Annotated in this window: 20 protein-coding genes and 2 tRNA genes; 13 read left to right on the forward strand and 9 right to left on the reverse strand. The window is 31.3% G+C overall.

Going from position 1 to position 20,469, the window contains the following annotated elements; all coding sequences use genetic code 11:
* The first annotated feature begins 45 nt into the window (after positions 1–45).
* Both fabD and lspA read left to right on the forward strand, forming a co-directional pair.
* Positions 46–939: an ACP S-malonyltransferase gene (gene fabD, locus DU428_RS00970; RefSeq protein WP_113965590.1), complete on the forward strand. Its 894-nt coding sequence runs from the start codon at positions 46–48 to the stop codon at positions 937–939.
* Entirely contained in the window at positions 939–1,433 is a 495-nt protein-coding gene (lspA, locus tag DU428_RS00975; RefSeq protein ID WP_072348491.1) for a signal peptidase II, read from the forward strand. The genes fabD and lspA overlap by 1 nt, the downstream gene beginning before the upstream one ends.
* Positions 1,434–1,450: 17 nt before the next feature.
* On the opposite strand, the gene DU428_RS00980 is transcribed toward lspA, so the two are convergent.
* From DU428_RS00980 to DU428_RS00990, 3 genes are all read right to left on the reverse strand, one after another.
* Positions 1,451–1,642: a hypothetical protein gene (locus tag DU428_RS00980; RefSeq protein WP_072348922.1), complete on the reverse strand. Its 192-nt coding sequence runs from the start codon at positions 1,640–1,642 to the stop codon at positions 1,451–1,453.
* 187 nt (positions 1,643–1,829) lie between these two features.
* Positions 1,830–2,849: a UDP-glucose 4-epimerase GalE gene (gene galE / locus DU428_RS00985; protein WP_113965591.1), complete on the reverse strand. Its 1,020-nt coding sequence runs from the start codon at positions 2,847–2,849 to the stop codon at positions 1,830–1,832.
* Positions 2,842–3,975, reverse strand: a complete 1,134-nt coding sequence (locus DU428_RS00990; RefSeq protein WP_113965592.1) for a DegT/DnrJ/EryC1/StrS family aminotransferase — start codon at positions 3,973–3,975, stop codon at positions 2,842–2,844. The genes galE and DU428_RS00990 overlap by 8 nt, the downstream gene beginning before the upstream one ends.
* A gap of 171 nt (positions 3,976–4,146) precedes the next feature.
* Here DU428_RS00990 and DU428_RS00995 point away from each other — a divergent pair, with 171 nt between their 5' ends.
* The 7 genes from DU428_RS00995 to DU428_RS01025 all read left to right on the forward strand — a co-directional run bounded on the left by DU428_RS00995 (position 4,147) and on the right by DU428_RS01025 (position 10,501).
* Positions 4,147–5,382, forward strand: a complete 1,236-nt coding sequence (locus DU428_RS00995) for a 3-deoxy-D-manno-octulosonic acid transferase (protein ID WP_113965593.1) — start codon at positions 4,147–4,149, stop codon at positions 5,380–5,382.
* Positions 5,383–5,498: 116 nt separating this feature from the next.
* Positions 5,499–5,867, forward strand: a complete 369-nt coding sequence (locus DU428_RS01000) for a hypothetical protein (RefSeq protein ID WP_207802354.1) — start codon at positions 5,499–5,501, stop codon at positions 5,865–5,867.
* A 350-nt stretch (positions 5,868–6,217) separates the two neighbouring features.
* On the forward strand, positions 6,218–7,549 hold the full coding sequence (locus DU428_RS01005) for a phage integrase SAM-like domain-containing protein (RefSeq protein ID WP_113965594.1): 1,332 nt from the start codon (positions 6,218–6,220) through the stop codon (positions 7,547–7,549).
* Positions 7,550–7,884: 335 nt separating this feature from the next.
* Positions 7,885–8,166, forward strand: a complete 282-nt coding sequence (locus tag DU428_RS01010; RefSeq protein ID WP_113965595.1) for a helix-turn-helix domain-containing protein — start codon at positions 7,885–7,887, stop codon at positions 8,164–8,166.
* A gap of 6 nt (positions 8,167–8,172) precedes the next feature.
* Complete coding sequence (locus DU428_RS01015) at positions 8,173–8,562, forward strand: hypothetical protein (protein WP_113965596.1); 390 nt, start codon at positions 8,173–8,175, stop codon at positions 8,560–8,562.
* A 483-nt stretch (positions 8,563–9,045) separates the two neighbouring features.
* The gene (locus tag DU428_RS13345) at positions 9,046–9,570 is read left to right on the forward strand and encodes a hypothetical protein (protein WP_123796480.1); all 525 of its coding nucleotides are present in this window, start codon (positions 9,046–9,048) and stop codon (positions 9,568–9,570) included.
* Positions 9,571–10,210: 640 nt separating this feature from the next.
* Positions 10,211–10,501: a hypothetical protein gene (locus DU428_RS01025; RefSeq protein ID WP_113965598.1), complete on the forward strand. Its 291-nt coding sequence runs from the start codon at positions 10,211–10,213 to the stop codon at positions 10,499–10,501.
* Between the two features lie 38 nt (positions 10,502–10,539).
* Here the strand turns inward: DU428_RS01025 and DU428_RS01030 are convergent, their stop codons facing one another.
* A complete protein-coding gene (locus tag DU428_RS01030) occupies positions 10,540–11,082 on the reverse strand; it encodes a DUF4468 domain-containing protein (RefSeq protein WP_113965599.1) in 543 nt (180 codons plus the stop codon).
* Positions 11,083–11,146: 64 nt separating this feature from the next.
* Between DU428_RS01030 and DU428_RS01035 the strand changes: the two genes are divergently transcribed.
* Positions 11,147–11,386, forward strand: a complete 240-nt coding sequence (locus DU428_RS01035) for a hypothetical protein (protein WP_113965600.1) — start codon at positions 11,147–11,149, stop codon at positions 11,384–11,386.
* 91 nt (positions 11,387–11,477) lie between these two features.
* Here the strand turns inward: DU428_RS01035 and DU428_RS01040 are convergent.
* From DU428_RS01040 to mutS, 3 genes are all read right to left on the reverse strand, one after another.
* Positions 11,478–11,561: transfer RNA gene (locus DU428_RS01040), tRNA-Leu, on the reverse strand.
* Between the two features lie 26 nt (positions 11,562–11,587).
* Positions 11,588–11,659 (reverse strand) — tRNA-Gly (locus DU428_RS01045).
* A 98-nt stretch (positions 11,660–11,757) separates the two neighbouring features.
* On the reverse strand, positions 11,758–14,370 hold the full coding sequence (mutS, locus tag DU428_RS01050) for a DNA mismatch repair protein MutS (protein WP_113965601.1): 2,613 nt from the start codon (positions 14,368–14,370) through the stop codon (positions 11,758–11,760).
* Between the two features lie 167 nt (positions 14,371–14,537).
* On the opposite strand from mutS, the gene DU428_RS01055 reads away from it, so the two are divergent.
* Positions 14,538–15,071, forward strand: coding sequence for an RNA methyltransferase (locus tag DU428_RS01055; protein WP_113965602.1), 534 nt, complete (start codon positions 14,538–14,540; stop codon positions 15,069–15,071).
* 2 nt (positions 15,072–15,073) lie between these two features.
* Here the strand turns inward: DU428_RS01055 and folK are convergent, their stop codons facing one another.
* Complete coding sequence (gene folK / locus DU428_RS01060; RefSeq protein WP_113965603.1) at positions 15,074–16,201, reverse strand: 2-amino-4-hydroxy-6-hydroxymethyldihydropteridine diphosphokinase; 1,128 nt, start codon at positions 16,199–16,201, stop codon at positions 15,074–15,076.
* Between the two features lie 314 nt (positions 16,202–16,515).
* On the opposite strand from folK, the gene DU428_RS01065 reads away from it, so the two are divergent.
* The gene (locus DU428_RS01065) at positions 16,516–19,233 is read left to right on the forward strand and encodes an AsmA-like C-terminal region-containing protein (protein ID WP_113965604.1); all 2,718 of its coding nucleotides are present in this window, start codon (positions 16,516–16,518) and stop codon (positions 19,231–19,233) included.
* A gap of 70 nt (positions 19,234–19,303) precedes the next feature.
* Positions 19,304–19,498, forward strand: a complete 195-nt coding sequence (rpsU, locus tag DU428_RS01070) for a 30S ribosomal protein S21 (protein WP_072348474.1) — start codon at positions 19,304–19,306, stop codon at positions 19,496–19,498.
* A gap of 142 nt (positions 19,499–19,640) precedes the next feature.
* Here the strand turns inward: rpsU and DU428_RS01075 are convergent, their stop codons facing one another.
* Positions 19,641–20,435, reverse strand: a complete 795-nt coding sequence (locus tag DU428_RS01075; RefSeq protein ID WP_113965605.1) for a DUF2797 domain-containing protein — start codon at positions 20,433–20,435, stop codon at positions 19,641–19,643.
* Positions 20,436–20,469 lie beyond the last annotated feature (34 nt).

The raw sequence follows: 20,469 nt of genomic DNA on the forward strand, positions 1-20,469 counted from the left end.
CATCTAAAAAAAAATCCTATTTTTGCACTTTAAAACAGAAAACACATGAACGCATATATTTTCCCTGGTCAAGGGGCACAATTCACAGGAATGGGTTTAGACTTATACGAAAACTCAAGTGAAGCACAAGAATTATTTGAAAAAGCTAATAAGATATTAGATTTCAATATTACAGACATTATGTTTGAAGGTACTGCTGAAGCTTTAAAAGAAACAAAAGTAACGCAACCTGCTATCTTTTTACATTCTGTAATTTTAGCGAAATCATTAGGAGATAGCTTTAAACCAGAAATGGTTGCAGGTCATTCTTTAGGGGAATTTTCTGCTCTTGTTGCAAGTGGCGCTTTAACTTTTGAAGATGGTTTACGACTAGTATCTAAACGTGCTTTAGCAATGCAAAAAGCTTGTGAAATGCAACCAAGCACAATGGCTGCTGTTTTAGGCTTAGAGGACAAAGTAGTAGAAGATATTTGTGCACAAACAAAAGGTATTGTTGTTGCTGCAAATTACAACTGCCCAGGACAATTAGTAATTTCTGGTGAAATAGAAGCTGTTAATCGTGCTTGTGAAGCTTTAAAAGAAGCAGGAGCACGTAGAGCTTTAGTACTTCCTGTTGGTGGAGCATTTCACTCGCCAATGATGGAGCCTGCTAGAGAAGAATTAGCCGCTGCAATTGAAAACACAGTATTTAGCAAACCTAATTGCCCAATTTATCAGAACGTGACTGCAAGTGCTGTAATTGATGAAGCTGAAATTAAAAGAAACCTAATTTCACAGTTAACTGCACCTGTACGTTGGACACAATCTGTACAACAAATGATTGCAGATGGCGCTAGTTTATTTACAGAAGTTGGACCAGGAAAAGTACTTCAAGGATTGGTAAAGAAAATAGATAGAGAAGCACAAGTTGCAGGTGCATCATTTGAAAAGCAAGCTTAATGAAACGCACCCTATTTGTATTAATTTTAATAGTATTTAATATTGCTATAGATCAAATTTCTAAATTTTGGATACGTGCAAATGTTACAAAACACAGTAAATCTGAAATTATAGGAGATTACCTTACATTACATAATGTAGAAAATGCTGGTGCATTCTTAGGAATGGGAAGTGAATTGAACCCTACTATGCGAGCCATTTTTCTACTTATAATTCCTATTGCAGTAATGGTATATGTCTTATACCTTATTTTTAAGGACAAGAACTTAGACACTTATTCTCTTATAGGTTTTTGTTGTATTGTTGGTGGAGGAATGGCTAATATTTACGACAGATTCATATATGGTTCTGTAACAGATTTTCTACATATAGATCTTGGAGGTGTTTTTAGAACCGGAATTTTTAATGTTGCAGATATGTCTGTGATGCTAGGACTCGGACTTTTAATTACTGGAAATATCCTTCTCAATAAGAAACAAAAAACCTCGAAATAAATTTCGAGGTTTTTTTATTATCTAGCTAAGCTACAAGCTTCGCAATCTTTTATTTCTCCGTAATAGGTTTCCCTATATCTATGAAGGGTTTTGTAAGGGATACTTAGAAATTGCTTTCTAATATAAGTTACTCTTGTAAGCAACTCCCCCATTTTTGGCGTGTATCTTTTCTCTTGTTTTGTTTCTCTTTTTACAGTTATCAGTTTCATAATTTCATTTATCATTAAATACAAAGTAACGAAAATTTATGACCAATTCAAAAAATCAAAACCTAAATCATTGAAAATCAAATTTTTATTATCAATTCAATAATAACATCCACAAAGAATTAACAGATAGTCAATAGATAAAACACATTGTTAACAATATGAAAACGCGAATTTTGACAGAAAAGTCTTATTCTCTAATATATTGTTCCCATTTCCAAGCAGAACGCATAGCATCTTCTAAGCTTAATTCTGCTTTCCAACCAAGTACTTTATTAGCTTTCTCGGTATCGGCATAAGCAGAAACAATATCCCCTGCTCTTCTACCTACAATTTTATAATTTAATTTTTCACCAGAAACGCGTTCAAAAGCTTGAATTACTTCTAATACAGAACTTCCTTTTCCGGTTCCTAAATTAAATGTTTCGTAGTTTGTGATATTATTGTTGTTCAGGATTCTTTTTAAAGCAACCACATGCGCTTTAGCTAAGTCTACTACATGAATATAATCTCTAATACAAGTTCCATCTGGAGTAGGATAATCGTCTCCAAAAACAGAAAGCTGTTCACGCAAACCAATTGCTGTTTGCGTAATAAAAGGAACTAAGTTTTGAGGAACGCCTAATGGCAACTCTCCAATTTTAGCACTTTCATGAGCACCCACAGGATTAAAATAACGTAAGGAAATGGCTTTAAAACCCTCCTTCACCTTACATACGTCTTGAATAATTTCTTCTCCAATTTGCTTCGTATTTCCATATGGAGATTCTGCTGCTTGTACTGGTGCATTTTCCGTTATTGGCATTTTTTCGGCTTGACCGTAAACTGTACATGAAGAACTAAAAATGATATTAGAATGTGGTAATTTATCTATTTCTTGCAAAAGATAAATTAAGCTATTCAAATTGTTTTCGTAATATTTTAAAGGATTTTCAACACTCTCTCCTACAGCTTTACTAGCTGCAAAATGAATGACTCCTGTAATACCTTCATGACGTTTAAATAAGTTTTGTACCTTAGTCTTATCTCTTAAATCTAATTCTTCAAAAATTGGTTTCTTTCCTGTTATAGAAGTAATTCTATCTAAATTTTCTATAGAAGAATTTGATAAATCATCTACAATAATCACTTCAAAACCTTCGTCTTGTAAAGCAACAACTGTATGAGATCCTATAAAGCCTAATCCGCCAGTAACTAGAATTTTATCCATTAATAAATTCTTTAATTTTATTAGTTATAAATGTTATTTGCTCATCATCTAATTCTGTATGCATAGGTAAGGAGATAACATCTTTAACTAATTGGTTTGTTACAGGGAAATCTGCTTCCTTATACCTTGCATCCTGATATGCTTTTTGTTTGTGTAAAGGAATCGGGTAATACACTCCACATGGAATATCATGGCTATTTAAAAACTTCACAAGTCCGTCTCTATCTACACCCTTTAATTTTAAAGTATACTGATGGAATACATGGTTATCTGCATCTCCAGAACGGAAAGGTGTTTCTATTTGAGGAACATCTTTAAGAGCAGCATCATATTTATTAGCAGCCTCTATTCTACTTTTATTATAAGCATCTAAATGCGGAAGTTTCGCGTTTAAAACTGCAGCTTGAATAGAATCTAATCTAGAATTCACTCCTACTACATCATGGTGGTAGCGCTCGTACATTCCGTGATTTACAATACCTCTTATAGTATGAGCAAGAGTGTCATCATTTGTAAATATCGCACCTCCATCACCATAACAACCTAAGTTTTTCGAAGGGAAGAAAGAAGTAGATCCCACATGACTAATCGTTCCTGCTTTAGCTTTCTTGCCATCACTATAGGTATAGGTAGCGCCAATTGCCTGTGCATTATCTTCGATTACATAAAGATTATGTTCTTTAGCAAGGTCCATAACCGCTTCCATATTTGCACACTGTCCAAATAAATGAACAGGAACTATAGCCTTTGTTTTTGGAGTAATCGCATTCTTTATAGCTTCAATATTAATATTAAAGTCGTCAGGATTCACATCTACTAACACCGGAGTTAATTGTAATAATGCGATAACCTCAACTGTAGCAGCAAAAGTAAAGTCTGCTGTTATAACCTCATCGCCTGGTTTTAAACCTAATCCCATCATTGCAATTTGCAGGGCATCCGTTCCGTTTGCACAAGGAATTACATGTTTTACTCCTAAATATTCTTCTAAATTCTTTTGAAATTCATGAACCATTGGTCCATTTATAAAAGAAGCATTATCAATTATTTCTTGAATCGAAGGATTCACAATCTCTTTTATAGCCGCATATTGACCCTTAAGGTCAACCATTTGTATTTTTTTCACAGTGTAATTTTTAAAAACCTAAATAAGCAATTTAGGCATATTGTATAAGCTACGAAATTACGAAAAACCAAGACGTTATACAACGAAGACAACTTAATTAAAACAATTTATTAAATACTAGTTATGCATATAATTTAAAAGAAATGTATTTTAGCAAGAAACATAAACACATTGTCATTTTTATATAACACACTGATTTCTATAACTTCCTTCGTTCTAAAAGGAATCGCACTATTTAATGAGAAAATTAAGAGCGGAGTTGTTGGTAGGAAACAAACACTTAACACCCTACAAAATAACATAAACAAAACAGATTCTTGTATTTGGTTTCACTGCGCATCTTTAGGCGAATATGAACAAGGTTTACCAGTTTTTAAAGAAGTAAGAAAGCAATACCCAAAACACAAAATAGTTTTAAGTTTCTTCTCTCCTTCTGGTTATGAAGTTAGAAAAAACACCGATGCTGCAGATATTGTTGTATATATTCCTTTAGACACAAAGGGAAATGCTAAAAAGTTTTTAGACATAGTAAATCCCGAGCTTACAGTTTTTGTAAAATATGATATTTGGCCAAACTTTTTAAACGAACTAAAAAGCCGAAACAAAAAAGCTATTTTAATTGCTGCTTTATTTAGACCAAAGCAGAGCTATTTTAAATTTTACGGAAAGCAATTTAGAAATGCCTTATTTGCTTTTGATCATATTTTTGTTCAAAACGAATCATCCAAACAACTACTGAAACAAATTAACTACCACAACGTAACTGTTTCTGGTGACACACGATTTGATCGTGTTTTTAATCAGTTAGAACAGAATAACAACTTAGACTTTATTAAAGAGTTTAAACAAGATAGTATTTGTATTGTAGCGGGAAGTACTTGGCCGGATGACGAACAGGTTTTAGTTGACTTTATTAACCAAAATGCTTCAGAAAAAATTAAATTTATTATTGCGCCGCACAATATAAAAACAACGCAAATCAATAAACTCAAGGGGCAATTAAAGGTTTCTACAGTACAATTTTCAGAAAAAGAAGATCAAAACCTAAAAGAACATCAGGTATTTATTTTAGACACCATTGGATTACTTAGTAAAGTTTATCACTATGCAGACATCGCCTATGTAGGAGGAGCAATGGGAAATACTGGTTTACACAACACTTTAGAACCTGCTGTATTTGGTATTCCTGTTATTATTGGAAAAAACTACAAGAAATTCCCAGAAGCATATGATTTGATTGCAAATGGCGGAATGTTTTCTATAAAAAACAAAGAAGAACTGAACAAGACACTTAGTGAATTAGTTCAAAATGAAGAAAAAAGGAGAGAAATTGGACTTCGAAACTTAAATTTTATCAAAAAAAACACCGGTTCTGTGATCCAAATCATGGACTTTTTACGTAGATAAACCGAAATATGTGCATTTTGAAATAAATTTGTTAAAAATGTTAACAAAACTATTGCATTTTTAATGTAGAAGTTATTACATTCGTACTATTAAAATTAACACTAAAACTATTACAAATGAAAAAATTATTATTAAGTGCTGCTTTATTATTAGCATTAAGTATTTCATTCACTTCTTGTAGAGAAGTAAAAGAAAAATCTGAAGAAGCTGGAAACGCTGTTGAAAACGCAGTTGACGCTACTGGAGATGCATTAAACGATGCTGCTGATAACGCAGGAGATGCAATGGAAGAAGCTGGAGACGCTGTTGAAAATGCTGCTGATGACGCTGTTGACGCTGCAGGAGATGCTGTTGACGCTGCTGGTGAAGCAGTAGAAAAAGCTGGTGAAGCTGCAGGAGAAGCTGTTGAAGGTGCTGCAAACAAAGTTAAAGAAGGTGTAAATAAAACTGTTGACAAAGCTGCTGACGCTGTAAAAGTTGAGTAGTACTTACTCTAATTGTATTAAAAAGCCTTCATATTATATGAAGGCTTTTTTTGTGCGTTATTGTTTAGTAACTTAAATTATGAGAATAAAAAAAGCCTCTATCTTTCGATAAAGGCTTTAGTACTGAAGACGGGACTTGAAACATACTATTTATTTCATTTTACTTAAATGCATATTATCTACAAAAACCAAACAAACAAACAACATTAGCCATATATAAAGGATTAACAGAAATCTAAACTAATTGAACGTAATTTAAAACAAAACATATTTTACGTACAAATTACGTACAAATATAGATTTTAATGCTTAAATTTGAGTATTCAATTACCTATTAAAACTATAAAATTATGGCAGTAGTATATTTTGTGTATCGTTCGATTAAAGAAAAAGCAAATCTAAAGGTTAGACTTCAGTTAAATGATAAGAACAAACAATTTGAAGCAAGTACACAAATACATACTTCTAAAACTTATTGGAATATTGACCGTAAAAAGAAAAGAAATTTATCTGCATCGTTAAAGAACGAAAATATAGAGATTAACAAAAAGTTAGATAGTCTTCAAAGTTTCATATTAAAGAAGTATGAAAAAGAATTACCTCAACCAACAGAAAAGAATTGGTTAAAAAATACTGTTGCCAAATATTACACACCTACCGAAGAAAATAAAAAACAAAGTGAACTTATAACAGATGCCATTCAATATATTATAGATAATGCAGATACAAGAAAAAACTCAAAAGGCAGTTTAGGATTATCTAAAAGCAGAATTAATTCCTATATATCACTAAAGAATATTTTAATTGAATATCAAAAAAACGAACGTTTTCTAATCAAAGACGTTAATATAAAATTTGCTAAAGACTTTCTAAAGTACCTACTTCAGACTAAAGGTTATCAAATTAGTTATGCCACTAAAAAAATTGCAGATTTAAAAACTGTTTGCTTTGATGCAGAAACCAACGGAATTCCTGTTCACTTTCAACTCAAAAAAATTGATAGCACTAAACCAACTAACAATAATATTATTTATTTAAACGAAGCAGAGTTAAAACAAATAGAGAAAACAGAACTACCTACTGAAGCATTAAACAATGCTAAAAAATGGTTATTATTAGGGTGCAATATTGGACAAAGAGGAAGTGACTTACTTAACATAAATGAAAGTAATTTTGTCAATAGAAACGGTTTAGACGTAATCGAACTCAAACAAAAGAAAACTGACAAATTTGTAACTATACCAGTATTAGAAACAACAAAAGCAATTTTAGAAACTGGACTACCTTACAAAATATCAATTCAAAAATTTAACAAACAGATTAAAGAGGTATGCAGAATAGCAAAAATAGATAACGTAATAAAAGGAAGTATTATTAAAGTTATAGAAAATGAAAAAGGCAAAAAAGAAAATAGAAAAATAGAGGGCAACTACAAAAAATGGAAACTTATTGGCTCACACGTTTGCAGACGTTCGTTTGCATCTAATCTATACGGAACACTACCTACACCTTTAATAATGAGTATAACTGCACACAGTACCGAGAAAATGCTTTTAAATTATATTGGAAAACAAGGTTTAGACTACGCCCAACAGATAGCAGACTTCTATACTCTACAAGCACAAAAGCAACAAAAAGAAAGCAATCTTACAGTTGTAAAGAGGGCATCTAATGAAAACTAATTAACATATTTAGTGTTGATAAAAACATAACTTACTGATTATCAAGAAGTACGGAAATCTGATAATAACCTAATGACAACTATTTTTTCGTTTTAAACTATATTATAGTAAATTAGCATCAGTAAATAAATAACAAAAGAGCATTACATTGAAGTAACACTCTTTTATATCTGTTATCAACTTTTAAAACTTTTCGAAGGGTTTTTTACATAGTTGTAATACAAATGTAATAATAAATATTAGAATAGATATAATTGAATCTAATATTTCTACATTTTTAACAGATATAAAAATCTGTAACTTCTCTGTACTGCTCATAAAAAACCATTTTAATTATGAGCAAACACATTCAATTCATTCAGGTAACCCCTGAACAACTTCAAAACGCAATTATTGAGGGCGTAAAATCTCAATTACAAGAACTCAAAGAACACTTTCAACCAAAGCAACCAAACGAGTATTTAACACGCCAAGAGGTTGCCGAAATGCTCTCTGTTGACCTTTCCACTATCCATAATTGGAAGACAAAAGGAATACTCACTGCATACCAGATCGGTGGGCGTGTCTTCTATCTACGTTCAGACGTTGAAAATGCAATTATTAAACTTAAAAACTAATTGTATATGAAAACGAAAATTCCAACACCGATAGTACACGTTTACAAAGAGTTTAATATTGGAAAATACAAAACTGTAAGACATTTTGAACTTTTTGAATGTAGCAAATACCCTATCTTATCAAAGCATATTAACATAAGTGCAAATAGAAATTATGCTTTATCAATGCCAACTTATTGGCTAAAGATAAAAGAGGAAAAAATATGGACAGATTACATTACTGGACTATTTAAAACTAAAATTCCTAATGTATATAAAGGTGATGCAGACAGAAAAAAACACTTATTACTTTTTAAGTTTTCTGACAACGGAGAAACACTGAATGTATATTACTTTCAGAACTACTACACAAACGATTTAAGACACGTTTTAAAACACATCAATACAGAACATTAAAAATTAAATAGAGGGCGTAAAAACCCTCTTTTTAATCTCTCATTGTTGAGGTATATGGTAACTCATATTCTCAACCCAGACCCCCTATGCATATTTGTGATTGATTACCTTAAATTAAAAGTAACTAATAATGACCTAATAAAACACTTGTGGTCACACCCCCTCATATACTTTTACTCCGAAAAAGAAACACTACTTAATGACAAAGAAACAATACACACACAAACAACAAAACAATATAAAGGCATTTATTTTTATATAGAAAATAAAATATTATACATAAAATTCAAACCTCATTATTACTTTAACAACAATCTACATAACGCAAATGACTTCCACATAATTAACTGTATAAGAATACTAAAAGAGTTTATTAATACATTCCAAGTAAACCCGTATGACCTATACATAGTTAATATTGAGTTTGGAATAAATGTTATAATACCTAAAAGTATAATTTGCATCAAAGACTTACTTGCTCAAATGATTTACCACAACCAAAACGAATTTTACCCTGATAAATCACACGCATTCTCAAGAAGAAGTACAACCATAAGGCAAAACGGAAAAATCAACCTTTACAAAGTATTAAAGTGTTATGCAAAAGGCATACAATACCCACAATACACTGATATAAATACATTGCGTTATGAAATAAAAAGTTGTCGCAAAAACTACATTAACAATCTCGGCATTTACAACCTCAACGACCTACTAAACAAAGAAATATACAATAAATTAGCAGACGTATTAATTAAAGAGTTTGAGCAAATATTAATCATTGATGATAATGCCAAACCTATATTAAGTGACATAAAGTTAAAACATCACAAAAAAAGATTGTGCCAAATACACTGGAGAAAACTGACTAACAAGAGCAAAAATACTTTTAGAAAAAATATAACTGCGTATAACGATGCATTAGACACGTGTGAAACACATCTAAAAAAGGAATTAACAAACTTAATAATAAAGAAATTAGACGAGTTAAAAAGTGTGCCGTTTTAACACTATATAAGGTTTAAATAAGCACACCTTATAGTTTTATGTAAACTGATAAGGGAAACCTAAATAACACCCCCTACACCCACTATTTGAAGTTTACAAAGACATCTACATATAAACGCACACTATAATAGAAATTGTCAAAAAGTTTGGTATAAATTATAATAGTTAAAAAACTAAACTTTTCAAGAATACATTGACGGTATATAAGTTTTATCTATAACAAACACATAACTAATAGCAATTACAATTTTCCATATATTAGTTAACTGATTTTATACTGATTATTAATAATTGATTTGTATTGATTTAATTAATTAATCTTTTATTAATTTTATAAGAAACCTAAACACCTAAAGCAAAGTTTATATTAGTAAGAAAAAGTAAGATTACACTCGAAAATACTCGCCAAAACCAAGTAAAAATAGTGAGTATTAGTGAGTAATAAGTTTTGAATAATCAAACTTTTTTCAAATTAACAAATATACATTATGTGTTTATTCAAGAAAAAAGACAAGAGGCATAATAACTATTATGATAATACTGCAAATATGTATAAAGGGCATTTTTCAGTAGCATTATTTTATATAGTTATATTTATAATAGTTTATGCCATACACACTCTTTACAACTACTTATTTTAATGAATATAGAACTACTTCACAATATATGCAAAGATGCAACACGCAAAGCATTTAACGAGTTTAAAAGACAAGTTGAGGTTGAACTATTCCCTTTCAATAATTCATTAAAAGAGAACCTACAAAAACAGATGCTTGAACAAATTAGAATGCAAGTAACTAAAGAGTATATGAGTAAAAACAATTTGTCAATACAACAATTAAAAGTATTAGATGAAGTTATAAATCAATATAGCAACATTGCATTAAAGACTTCAGACAACTATTCTAAAAAAATAAACCCCTCTATTTAAGAAGGGATTTTTATTATAATTATCTATTACAATTAATACTACCAGTCATCGTCAGTATCTAAAGCAACACCACTAACATAATTATAAAATGATAGTGATAAATCATTCATTGTTTTTTCCAAACTTGGTACTGCATCTGTGTAAGACCTCTTAACACTACCATCTTTTTTCCTATAAAAAGCATCATAAGAGTACAATGTTTTTTGCCCTCCATCAAGATAAAATTGACCAATTATATAGTCAAACCTATACCTACCATCTTTAAAAGATATTTCTAAAGTATAATCCATATTCATATAATGAGTATAACCTACTGATTTATGCCACCAAGCACTACTTTTATAACCGTTAAGCCTAATCTTCTGACCCTTGAATTTTGCTTTTAATACTTCTTCAGGATTTTTATAAGACTCCTTAACCCAGTCTAATGCTTTTTGATAAATTTCTGAAGCAGACATTCCCTCTACCTCAACAACTATTGGCTCTACCCCATCTGGCGTTAATTTTAATTGAGGTATTTCTTGTCCGAATGTGATAGTTGTAAAAACTACTGAAAGTGCGAGTAAAATAATTTTTTTCATTTTTTTGGTTTAAAATATTGATATTAACTAATTTACAAACATATTAAATTTAACACTAAATATAATGACCTTATATGAATTTAATAAATTAGATATGAACGCCCGAATGGAAGTAACGAACCAAAAAGGCGTTTTTTTAGATAACTACATTACAGATAAAGAAAGGATAAACCTTTACGCAATAGATATGTTTTTCGTTGAGGTTGTATATACTCCTAAAAAGAATTTTATACTTGAAGTTAGAAGTTTTAAAACTGGACAAAGTTTAGACAAGTATTCAAAAGATTTTAGTGATGGTTTTTAACTTAAAAATCAAACTACGTACAAATGACGTACAAAAAAAAGGACATAAAACGAAAAAGCCTTGAAAATCAAACGATTAACAAGGCAATTTGTACTGAAGACGGGACTTGAACCCGTACGTCCTAATGGACATTGGATTTTAAGTCCAACGTGTCTACCAATTCCACCACTTCAGCATTGGTATGTTTTAAGAAAGTCTCAGAGCGAAAGACGGGATTTGAACCCGCGACCCTCACCTTGGCAAGGTGATGCTCTACCCCTGAGCTACTTTCGCAGTCTTTGTTATGAACGAGCAATATTGCTATTGCGGTTGCAAATTTAAAAGAAATATGTGAATTGCAAAGCCTTTTTTAAAAAAATTTCAAATTATTTTTAATTTCCCTTTTTCTTCACCAACATTCTCTTGATTTCATTAAGCTTCATCAAGGCTTCTACCGGCGTAAGTGTATCAATATCAGTGTGTAATATTTCTTCTTTTATTTCTTGCAACAAAGGATCGTCTAAATTGAAAAAACTTAGCTGCATTTCATCTTTTATAGATTTTACCTTATCAGTTAGTTCTTCACTAGAGTGTGAACGCTCTAATTTCTTTAAAATCTTGTTTGCTCGATGCAAAACTTGTTGTGGCATTCCTGCCATTTTAGCCACATGAATTCCAAAACTATGCTCACTACCACCCTCTACAAGCTTACGCAAGAACAATACATTATCTTTTAACTCTTTTACTGAAACATTATAGTTTTTAATTCTTTTAAATGTTTCTGTCATTTCATTAAGCTCATGATAATGCGTTGCAAAAAGAGTTTTAGGTTTTGCTGGATGCTCATGTAAGTATTCACTAATAGCCCAAGCTATAGATATTCCGTCATAGGTACTTGTTCCCCTTCCAATCTCATCTAGTAAAACTAAACTTCTATCACTTATATTATTTAGAATGGAAGCAGTTTCATTCATTTCTACCATAAATGTAGATTCTCCCATCGAAATATTATCACTCGCCCCTACTCTAGTGAATATTTTATCTACTAAACCTATTCTAGCAGCTTTTGCAGGTACAAAACTCCCCATCTGAGCCAACAGCACTATTAAAGCGGTTTGACGTAAAATAGCAGACTTACCAGACATGTTTGGTCCAGTAATCATAATAATTTGCTGACCATCTCTATCTAAGAAAACATCATTAGTAATATATGGTTCACCAATTGGTAATTGCTTTTCTATTACGGGGTGTCTACCATCTTTAACCTCTAAATCATGGGTATCATCAATTACAGGATATACATATTTATTATCTTTTGCCAATTGCGCAAATCCGGCCAAACAATCTAACTGACCTACTAAATATGCGTTTTGCTGCACAGGTTTAATATATTGGTTCATCCAAACTACTAAATCTGCAAACAGTTTTTGTTCTATAGTTAAAATACGTTCCTCTGCACCAAGAATCTTGCTTTCGTATTCTTTTAATTCTTCTGTTATATATCTTTCGGCATTAACTAAGGTCTGCTTTCTAATCCATTCCGCAGGCACTTTATCCTTATGCGTATTTCTTACTTCAATATAATAACCAAATACATTATTAGATGCTATTTTAAGAGAAGTTATTCCTGTGCGTTCACTTTCACGCTCTAACATTTTATCTAGATAATCTTTACCCGATGTGGAAAGCGCTCGAAGTTCATCTAACTCCTCTGAAAAACCAGTTGCAATGGTATTTCCTTTTAAAACATTAACAGGAGCATCTTCATTAAGCATTCCTTTAATTTTCTTTCGAAGCACATCACAACTTTGTAATTTATCCCCGATAATCTTTAGGGATTCATTATCGCAATTAGACGATAATGCTTTTATAGGAATAATTGCCTCTAAAGAATTTTTCAACTGAATTACCTCTCTTGGGTTCACCTTTCCAGTAGCAACCTTAGATATTAATCGCTCTATATCCCCAATATGCTTGATGTGATTCTGTGTCTTTTGAAGCGTAGTTTTGTTTTTCGTAAAAAAATCAACCACCTCATGACGTTGCTTTATTTTTTCAGCATTCTTTAAAGGTAATGCCAACCAACGTTTTAATAAACGCCCGCCCATTGCAGAAATAGTCTTATCTATAACCTGCAACAGCGTAACAGCATTATTATTGGTAGAATGATATAGTTCTAGGTTTCTAATAGTAAACCTATCCATCCACACATAGTCATCTTCTGCAATTCTAGCAATAGAAGTGATATGCTGTAGTTTATTATGTTGTGTTTCTCCTAAATAATGTAAAATAGATCCTGAAGCAATAATACCTTCGTGAAGATCTGCAATACCGAAACCTTTAAGTGTTTTTGTATTGAAGTGTTTCGTTAGTGTTTCGTTTGCATAATCTGTTTGATATACCCAATCTTCTAAATAAAAGGTATGGTAATCGGTGCTAAACGTATCATTAAAAAGGGTTCTTTTTTGTTTGGACACTAAAACTTCACTCGGACTAAAATTCTGAAGAAGCTTATCAATATATTCTGCGTTTCCTTGAGAAGTTAAAAATTCTCCCGTAGAAACATCTAAAAAGGAAATTCCTATTTTGTTTTTCTCAAAATATACCGAGCACAAAAAGTTATTTGATTTAGAAACTAAAACCTCATCATTAAGTGCAACTCCCGGAGTTACAAGTTCGGTAACCCCACGTTTTACAATGGTTTTTGTTTGCTTAGGGTCTTCTAATTGATCGCAAATAGCTACACGCTCACCTGCTTTTACAAGTTTTGGCAAATAAGTATTTAAAGAGTGATGCGGAAAACCGGCTAGTTCAATTTCATTATCGCTTCCTGCTCCTCGCTTGGTTAAAATGATGCCCAGTATTCCTGCGGTCTTGATAGCGTCCTCTCCAAAAGTTTCATAAAAATCTCCAACACGAAACAACAATAAAGCGTCTGGATACTTTGCTTTTATAGCATTGTATTGCTTCATTAAAGGTGTTTCTTTTTTTGCTTTTTTTGCCAAGTGTAAATATGTTATTTTTGTACTATTATATATCAATTTCGTAAGATTGCTAATGTACTTATAATTTGATTTTTTTTGAAGGGAAACCAACAGAAGTTATATACATTTGTTCACAATTTTACAGATGAGATTGCTGTATTGCAAACCACTAGAAAGGAAAATTTGAAATGAGAAAACTAAAAAATAGCGAATTAGACAGATTAAGTGTTGACGAATTTAAAAACACAGATAAAACACCTATTATCATCGTATTAGATAATATTAGAAGTCTAAATAATATTGGTTCTGTTTTTAGAACTAGTGATGCTTTTTTAGTTGAAAAAATTTACCTCTGCGGAATTACCGCTACTCCACCACATAAAGACATTCACAAAACTGCTCTAGGCAGCACCGATACCGTTGCTTGGGAATATGCAGAAAACACCTTGGATGTTATTGAAAAACTTCAAAAAAACAATGTAAAAGTATGTTCTGTGGAACAAGCGGAAAACGCAACCATGCTTGATGAGTTTTCTCCGGAATCAAATACTACCTACGCTTTAGTTTTTGGTAACGAAGTGAAAGGTGTTGCACAAGATGTAGTTAACAAAAGTGATGCAGTGATTGAGATCCCTCAATTTGGAACCAAGCACTCTTTAAATATTTCTGTTAGTTGCGGAGTTGTAGTTTGGGATGTGTTTAACAAACTACAAAAAGTATAAACTTATTCGCAGATTTTTTCAAGTAACCAAAGATAATCTTCTCTGTTTTTTACAAAGTCTTTCTCAGAGATATCAATGATTTTCACATTTAATTCGGTTTGCTCTTTAAGGAAATCTAAGTAACCTGTGTTGATTTTTTCAAGGTAATCGTTTTCAATATCCTTCTCGTATTTTCTTCCTCTCTTCTTGATATTTTCCTGAAGGCGCTCTGTATTTTGATATAAATACACATACAAATCTGGCTTTGCTATATCTTTATATACCTGATAAAAGAGTTTTCTGTAGAGTTTAAATTCGTCTTCTGGCAAAGTGATTTTTGAAAAAATTAAAGATTTAAAAACATCATAGTCGCTAACTATAAAATCTTTAAACAAGTCTAGTTGCGATAAATCATCACTAATTTGCTGGTATCTATCTGCAAGAAAAGACATTTCTAAAGTAAAAGCATAGCGCTTTGGTTCTTTATAAAACTTTGGCAAAAAAGGATTGTCTGCAAAGCGTTCTAAAATAAGTTTTGCATTAAAATCACGAGCTATTTTATTACTTAAACTAGTTTTTCCTGCACCAATATTCCCTTCAATTGCAATAAAGTTATACTTAGAAAAATCATATTGTTTGATTGGGTTCTTCAGCCAAATATTAATAGACTCTAAAACACTAGAATCCTCACATTCTTCTAATAAAACAGCCACTTCTTTCTTTAGTTTTGGATGTATAAAATTAGAAGCTATATCTGCTAAAGGCTGCAAAACAAATCTACGTTTATGCATTTCTGGATGCGGAACAATCAAAGAAGTAGTTTCAATGATTTCGTCTTCAATAAAAATAACATCTAAATCTATAATTCTAGATTGATACCCTTTTTCTTTTGAACGAATTCTACCTAATTTCTTTTCAATTTCAAGTAGCTTTTTTAAGAGCTTAGCTGGTTTTAGTTCAGATTCTATTAGTAAACATGCATTTAAAAACTCTTCACCTTCAAAACCAAAAGCTGGAGTTTTATAAACTTTAGAAATACTTTTAATAACACCTATCTCATTATAAATGGCATTAATAGCGTTTTGCAAATTATTAAATTTGTCGCCTTGATTGCTTCCTATAGAGATGTATGCCTTCTGTGATTGATTCATAATTTAGTGAACTACACTTCACTTTTTCTATTCTGTAAATAACTAAAACGGCCCTGAAATTAGCCAAAATCTGCTGCTGCAAAATAACTAAAACAATTTCTAAAGCATTCTATTTATCTTGGCTATTTATTCACAATTTAAAATTCGCTTGGTTTTCTAAATTCTATTTTACACAAAAAAACCTGTACTATTCTTAAAACGAATAATATATAACTTTATATTAAATGCTAAACTTATGCTAATGTGTATCTTTGTATAATCTAAACATCCATATTAATACGTAAATACTTACACAAACTAATTTGTATTTTTCTATGAAAAAAGCTTTAAAAATTATTGGTATCACACTACTTATTTTAGTGGCTGTTTTGCTGGCTATTCCATTTATGTTTCAATCACAAATCAAAGACATGGTTAAACGTTTTATAAACGAAAACGTAAATGCTAATGTGGAATTTAGCGATGTCAACCTAAGTTTATTAAGTAGCTTTCCGCAGGCTCATGTTAGTGTAGACGATCTAGTGATTACCAATTTTGAACCTTTTAAAGATGAAACTTTTGCTACTGCAAAGTCAATAACTTTCGAAATGTCTGTTAAAGAGTTGTTCAAAAAAGTAGATGAAGGCCCAATTGTAATAAACACGATCAATCTAAACGAAGCTTTACTTACTTTAAAAACTAACAAGTTTGGAGATGTAAATTATGATATTGTAAAAGAAAAAGAAGGTCAAAACGAAAACACCTCTACAGAGGAGGCGTCTTTCACCATTGATGTAAAAGACTATGCAATTAATAATAGTGCGTTTACCTATTTGGATGAAGAGTCTAATATCACTTTTTATATTACAGAATTAAATCATTCTGGAAATGGAACTTTTTCTGGTGATATTTCACAATTAGACACAAAATCGGAAGCTAAAGTAAGCTTAAGCTTAGAGGACACCGAATACCTTAGTAACAACATAATAAAACTTGATGCTTTAATTGATTTAGATTTAGAAAATAGCAAGTACAGCTTTAAAGAAAACAAAGGTTATATTAATCAGTTACCATTAGAATTTCAAGGTTATATCAAGATGCTTGATGATGGGCAAGAGATGGATATTTCTTTTGAAAATCCTGGCTCAGACTTTAAAGATTTCCTAGCTGTAATACCTAAGGAATATTCTAAAAACATTGAAAACGTAGCAACAACAGGAAACTTTAAAGTAAAAGGAAATATTAAAGGGGTAAATAACGATACTACTATTCCGCATTTAGATATTAATATAAGTTCTAATAATGCGTCCTTTAAGTACCCTGACTTACCAAAACGTGTTGAAAATATCGCAATAAACGCATCGGTTAAAAACGATGATGGAAATATTGACAATACATATTTAAACATCAAGACTCTTAACTTCAAAATAGATCAAGATGTTTTTAAATCCTCAGCAACCATAAAAAACATCACCAAAAACATGCTAGTTAATGCAGATATAGATGGTGTTTTAAACTTAGCAAATATTACTAAAGCATACCCTGTAAGCATAGATAAAGAATTAAGTGGAATATTAAAAGCAAAATTAAATACAGCTTTTGATATGCAGGCTATAGAGACTAATGCATACAAACGAATAAAAAACAACGGAAGCGTTAGTATTACTGATTTTATATTTTCAAGTGAAGATATTGTAAACCCAATTCATATTAGTAAGGCAGATGTAACTTTTCATCCTGGTATAGTTTCTTTAGATAGCTTTGATGCTAGAACAGGAAAAAGCGACTTAAACGCTACAGGTAACATCAACAATTTACTAGGGTTTTTATTAAGTGACGGGAAATTAAAAGGAAATTTCAATGTAAAATCAAACACTTTTGCTATTAGTGATTTTATGGTTGCAGACACAGAAGTTGCTGCTAAAAACAAAACCACAAGTGAAGAAGAATCGTTAAAAATTCCTGCTTTTTTAGATTGCACAATTCAAGTAGATGCTAAAACAGTATTATATGATAATCTTACGCTTAAAAATGTAAAAGGAGTATTACGAATTAAAGATGAGCAAGCAGATTTAGACAATATGACTTCTAATATATTTGATGGTGACATTGCTATTTCTGGTTTGGTAAACACCAAAAACAAAACGCCTCTTTTCAATATGAATCTAGGTATTAAAAACTTTGATATCTCTCAATCTTTTACAGGTTTAGAATTACTTGAAAGTTTAGCACCAATTTCTAAAATCCTACAAGGAAAGTTAAATACAACTATAAATTTATCGGGAGATTTAGACGAAGAGTTTTCACCAAAACTATCCTCTATCTCTGGAAATGCTCTTGCCGAATTATTAACTACCGAAATAAGCTCTGCATCTGCTCCTCTACTAAGCAAACTAGACAATGCTTTAAATTTCATTGATTTCAGTAAACTGGATTTAAAAGATTTAAAAACGAAATTAGACTTTAAAGACGGAAAAGTAAATGTAGAACCATTTGACATAAAATATAAAGACATAAAAATAACTGTGGATGGCTCTCATGGTTTTGACAAAAGCATGGCTTACAATGCCGTTCTAGAAGTTCCTGCCAAATACTTAGGAAGCGAAATCAATAGGCTAATTGGAAAAATAAACGATCCTGCTGTGGAGAATATAACCATTCCAGTTACAGCTATTATTGGTGGAACATTTATGACTCCAAGCGTTAAAACAGATTTAAAAACCGGAATCACGAATCTTACGAAACAATTAATTGAGATTGAAAAACAAAAACTTTTAAATCAAGGTTCCGAACAACTAGGAAATATTATTGGTGATGTTTTAGGCGGAACGAAACCAAAAACTGACAGTACCAAAACACAAGAAAACAATCCAATTAAAGATGTTTTAGGAGGTATTATGGGCGGAAATAACAACAACACAAATAACACCCCAAAAGACTCAACTAAAACAACACCAACCAAACCAACTATTGAAGAAGGTGTAAAAGATGTTTTAGGCGGAATTTTTGGAGGAAAAAAGAAGAAAGAAACAGTAAAAGACACAGTTAAGTAAAAAACTTACTGAAATATTATAAAAATTAGAATAATTGAATTACTTTTGCATCCACAATTAAAGAATCATTATGTTAAGAATAGAAATTAAAGAAGGCGAAAATATAGAACGTGCTTTAAAACGTTACAAACGTAAACACAGAAATGTGAAAGTAATGCAGAATTTAAGAGAGAATCAGTTTTTTACAAAACCATCGGTTAAACGTAGAAGACAATTATCTAAGGCTGCTTATATTCAAGGCTTAAGAGACGCTGAAGATATTTAGTAGTTCATTCTTAATTTACATATACAAAAACACGCTTTTTAATTTAAGCGTGTTTTTTTGTTGCCTTTTATTTTCATATTAAAGCAAAAAAAATCACCAACGGAAATGTTGGTGATTTTTCTTTAGATTTATATTTGATTGATTAACTTATTTCGATCTGTACTATCAACCCTTCATTGGATCTTATATTAAAAACGCGTTGGTCTTCAAAAATAAGGTACTGGCCTTTTATACCAACTAGTTTTCCTGTGTAAGAACCTTCCTTTTTAATGTTCAAACTTTTTGGTTTTTCAGGGTATTGCAAAACTGGAAAATCAATATTCGTTTCGGTATTCGATTCAATATAATAATCTTTTGCTTCTTCTGGAATATGAGTTTTTAGTCTTTCGCGCCAAGCAACTAAATCTTCATCTGCAATGTCATTTTTCAACATAGTTCGCCAATTCGTTTTATCGGCAACAAACTCTTTTAAAGCAACTTCGGTAATTCCTGCCAAGTAACGATTAGGAACCTCAACAATTTCGATGGCTTCATGAGCTCCCTGATCAATCCAACGCGTTGGTACTTGCGATTTTCTTGTCACCCCAACCTTCACATTACTAGAGTTAGCCAAATACACAATATGCGGCTGTAGCTGCACTTTCTTTTCGTATTCTAAATCTCTATCCTCTTTATCTAAATGGGCGGTACTTAACTCTGGACGCATAATCCAATCTGCTGCTTGCGGAATATCAAAAAAGCAACTCTTACAGAATCCTTGCCGGTAGATTTCCTTATTCAAACCACAGTTTAAACATTGGTAGCCAACAAACTTCATCTGAAGCGTTTTACCTAATAATTGATTCATATTTAAGAAATCGGAATCAAACACCAAATAATATTGAATTGGCTGTGAGAATTCGGTTTCCATTTTTGTCAAAACACCTTGGTATAACATAAAAAAAAAGTCTTATTTTTAAACTTTTAAAGAT

Origin of the sequence: Oceanihabitans sediminis (assembly GCF_003337215.1) — a bacterium.
Classification (GTDB): domain Bacteria; phylum Bacteroidota; class Bacteroidia; order Flavobacteriales; family Flavobacteriaceae; genus Oceanihabitans; species Oceanihabitans sediminis.

Excerpts from the sequence above, each read along its gene's own strand:
- fabD (WP_113965590.1), top strand. The coding sequence starts at position 46 with ATGAACGCATATATTTTCCCTGGTCAAGGGGCACAATTCACAGGAATG.
- lspA (WP_072348491.1), top strand. The coding sequence starts at position 939 with ATGAAACGCACCCTATTTGTATTAATTTTAATAGTATTTAATATTGCT.
- DU428_RS00980 (WP_072348922.1), bottom strand. The coding sequence starts at position 1,642 with ATGAAACTGATAACTGTAAAAAGAGAAACAAAACAAGAGAAAAGATAC.
- galE (WP_113965591.1), bottom strand. The coding sequence starts at position 2,849 with ATGGATAAAATTCTAGTTACTGGCGGATTAGGCTTTATAGGATCTCAT.
- DU428_RS01000 (WP_207802354.1), top strand. The coding sequence starts at position 5,499 with ATGAAAAAATTATTATTAAGTGCTGCTTTATTATTAGCATTAAGTATT.
- DU428_RS01005 (WP_113965594.1), top strand. The coding sequence starts at position 6,218 with ATGGCAGTAGTATATTTTGTGTATCGTTCGATTAAAGAAAAAGCAAAT.
- DU428_RS01010 (WP_113965595.1), top strand. The coding sequence starts at position 7,885 with ATGAGCAAACACATTCAATTCATTCAGGTAACCCCTGAACAACTTCAA.
- DU428_RS01015 (WP_113965596.1), top strand. The coding sequence starts at position 8,173 with ATGAAAACGAAAATTCCAACACCGATAGTACACGTTTACAAAGAGTTT.
- DU428_RS13345 (WP_123796480.1), top strand. The coding sequence starts at position 9,046 with ATGATTTACCACAACCAAAACGAATTTTACCCTGATAAATCACACGCA.
- DU428_RS01025 (WP_113965598.1), top strand. The coding sequence starts at position 10,211 with ATGAATATAGAACTACTTCACAATATATGCAAAGATGCAACACGCAAA.
- DU428_RS01030 (WP_113965599.1), bottom strand. The coding sequence starts at position 11,082 with ATGAAAAAAATTATTTTACTCGCACTTTCAGTAGTTTTTACAACTATC.
- DU428_RS01035 (WP_113965600.1), top strand. The coding sequence starts at position 11,147 with ATGACCTTATATGAATTTAATAAATTAGATATGAACGCCCGAATGGAA.
- DU428_RS01055 (WP_113965602.1), top strand. The coding sequence starts at position 14,538 with ATGAGAAAACTAAAAAATAGCGAATTAGACAGATTAAGTGTTGACGAA.
- folK (WP_113965603.1), bottom strand. The coding sequence starts at position 16,201 with ATGAATCAATCACAGAAGGCATACATCTCTATAGGAAGCAATCAAGGC.
- DU428_RS01065 (WP_113965604.1), top strand. The coding sequence starts at position 16,516 with ATGAAAAAAGCTTTAAAAATTATTGGTATCACACTACTTATTTTAGTG.
- rpsU (WP_072348474.1), top strand. The coding sequence starts at position 19,304 with ATGTTAAGAATAGAAATTAAAGAAGGCGAAAATATAGAACGTGCTTTA.
- DU428_RS01075 (WP_113965605.1), bottom strand. The coding sequence starts at position 20,435 with ATGTTATACCAAGGTGTTTTGACAAAAATGGAAACCGAATTCTCACAG.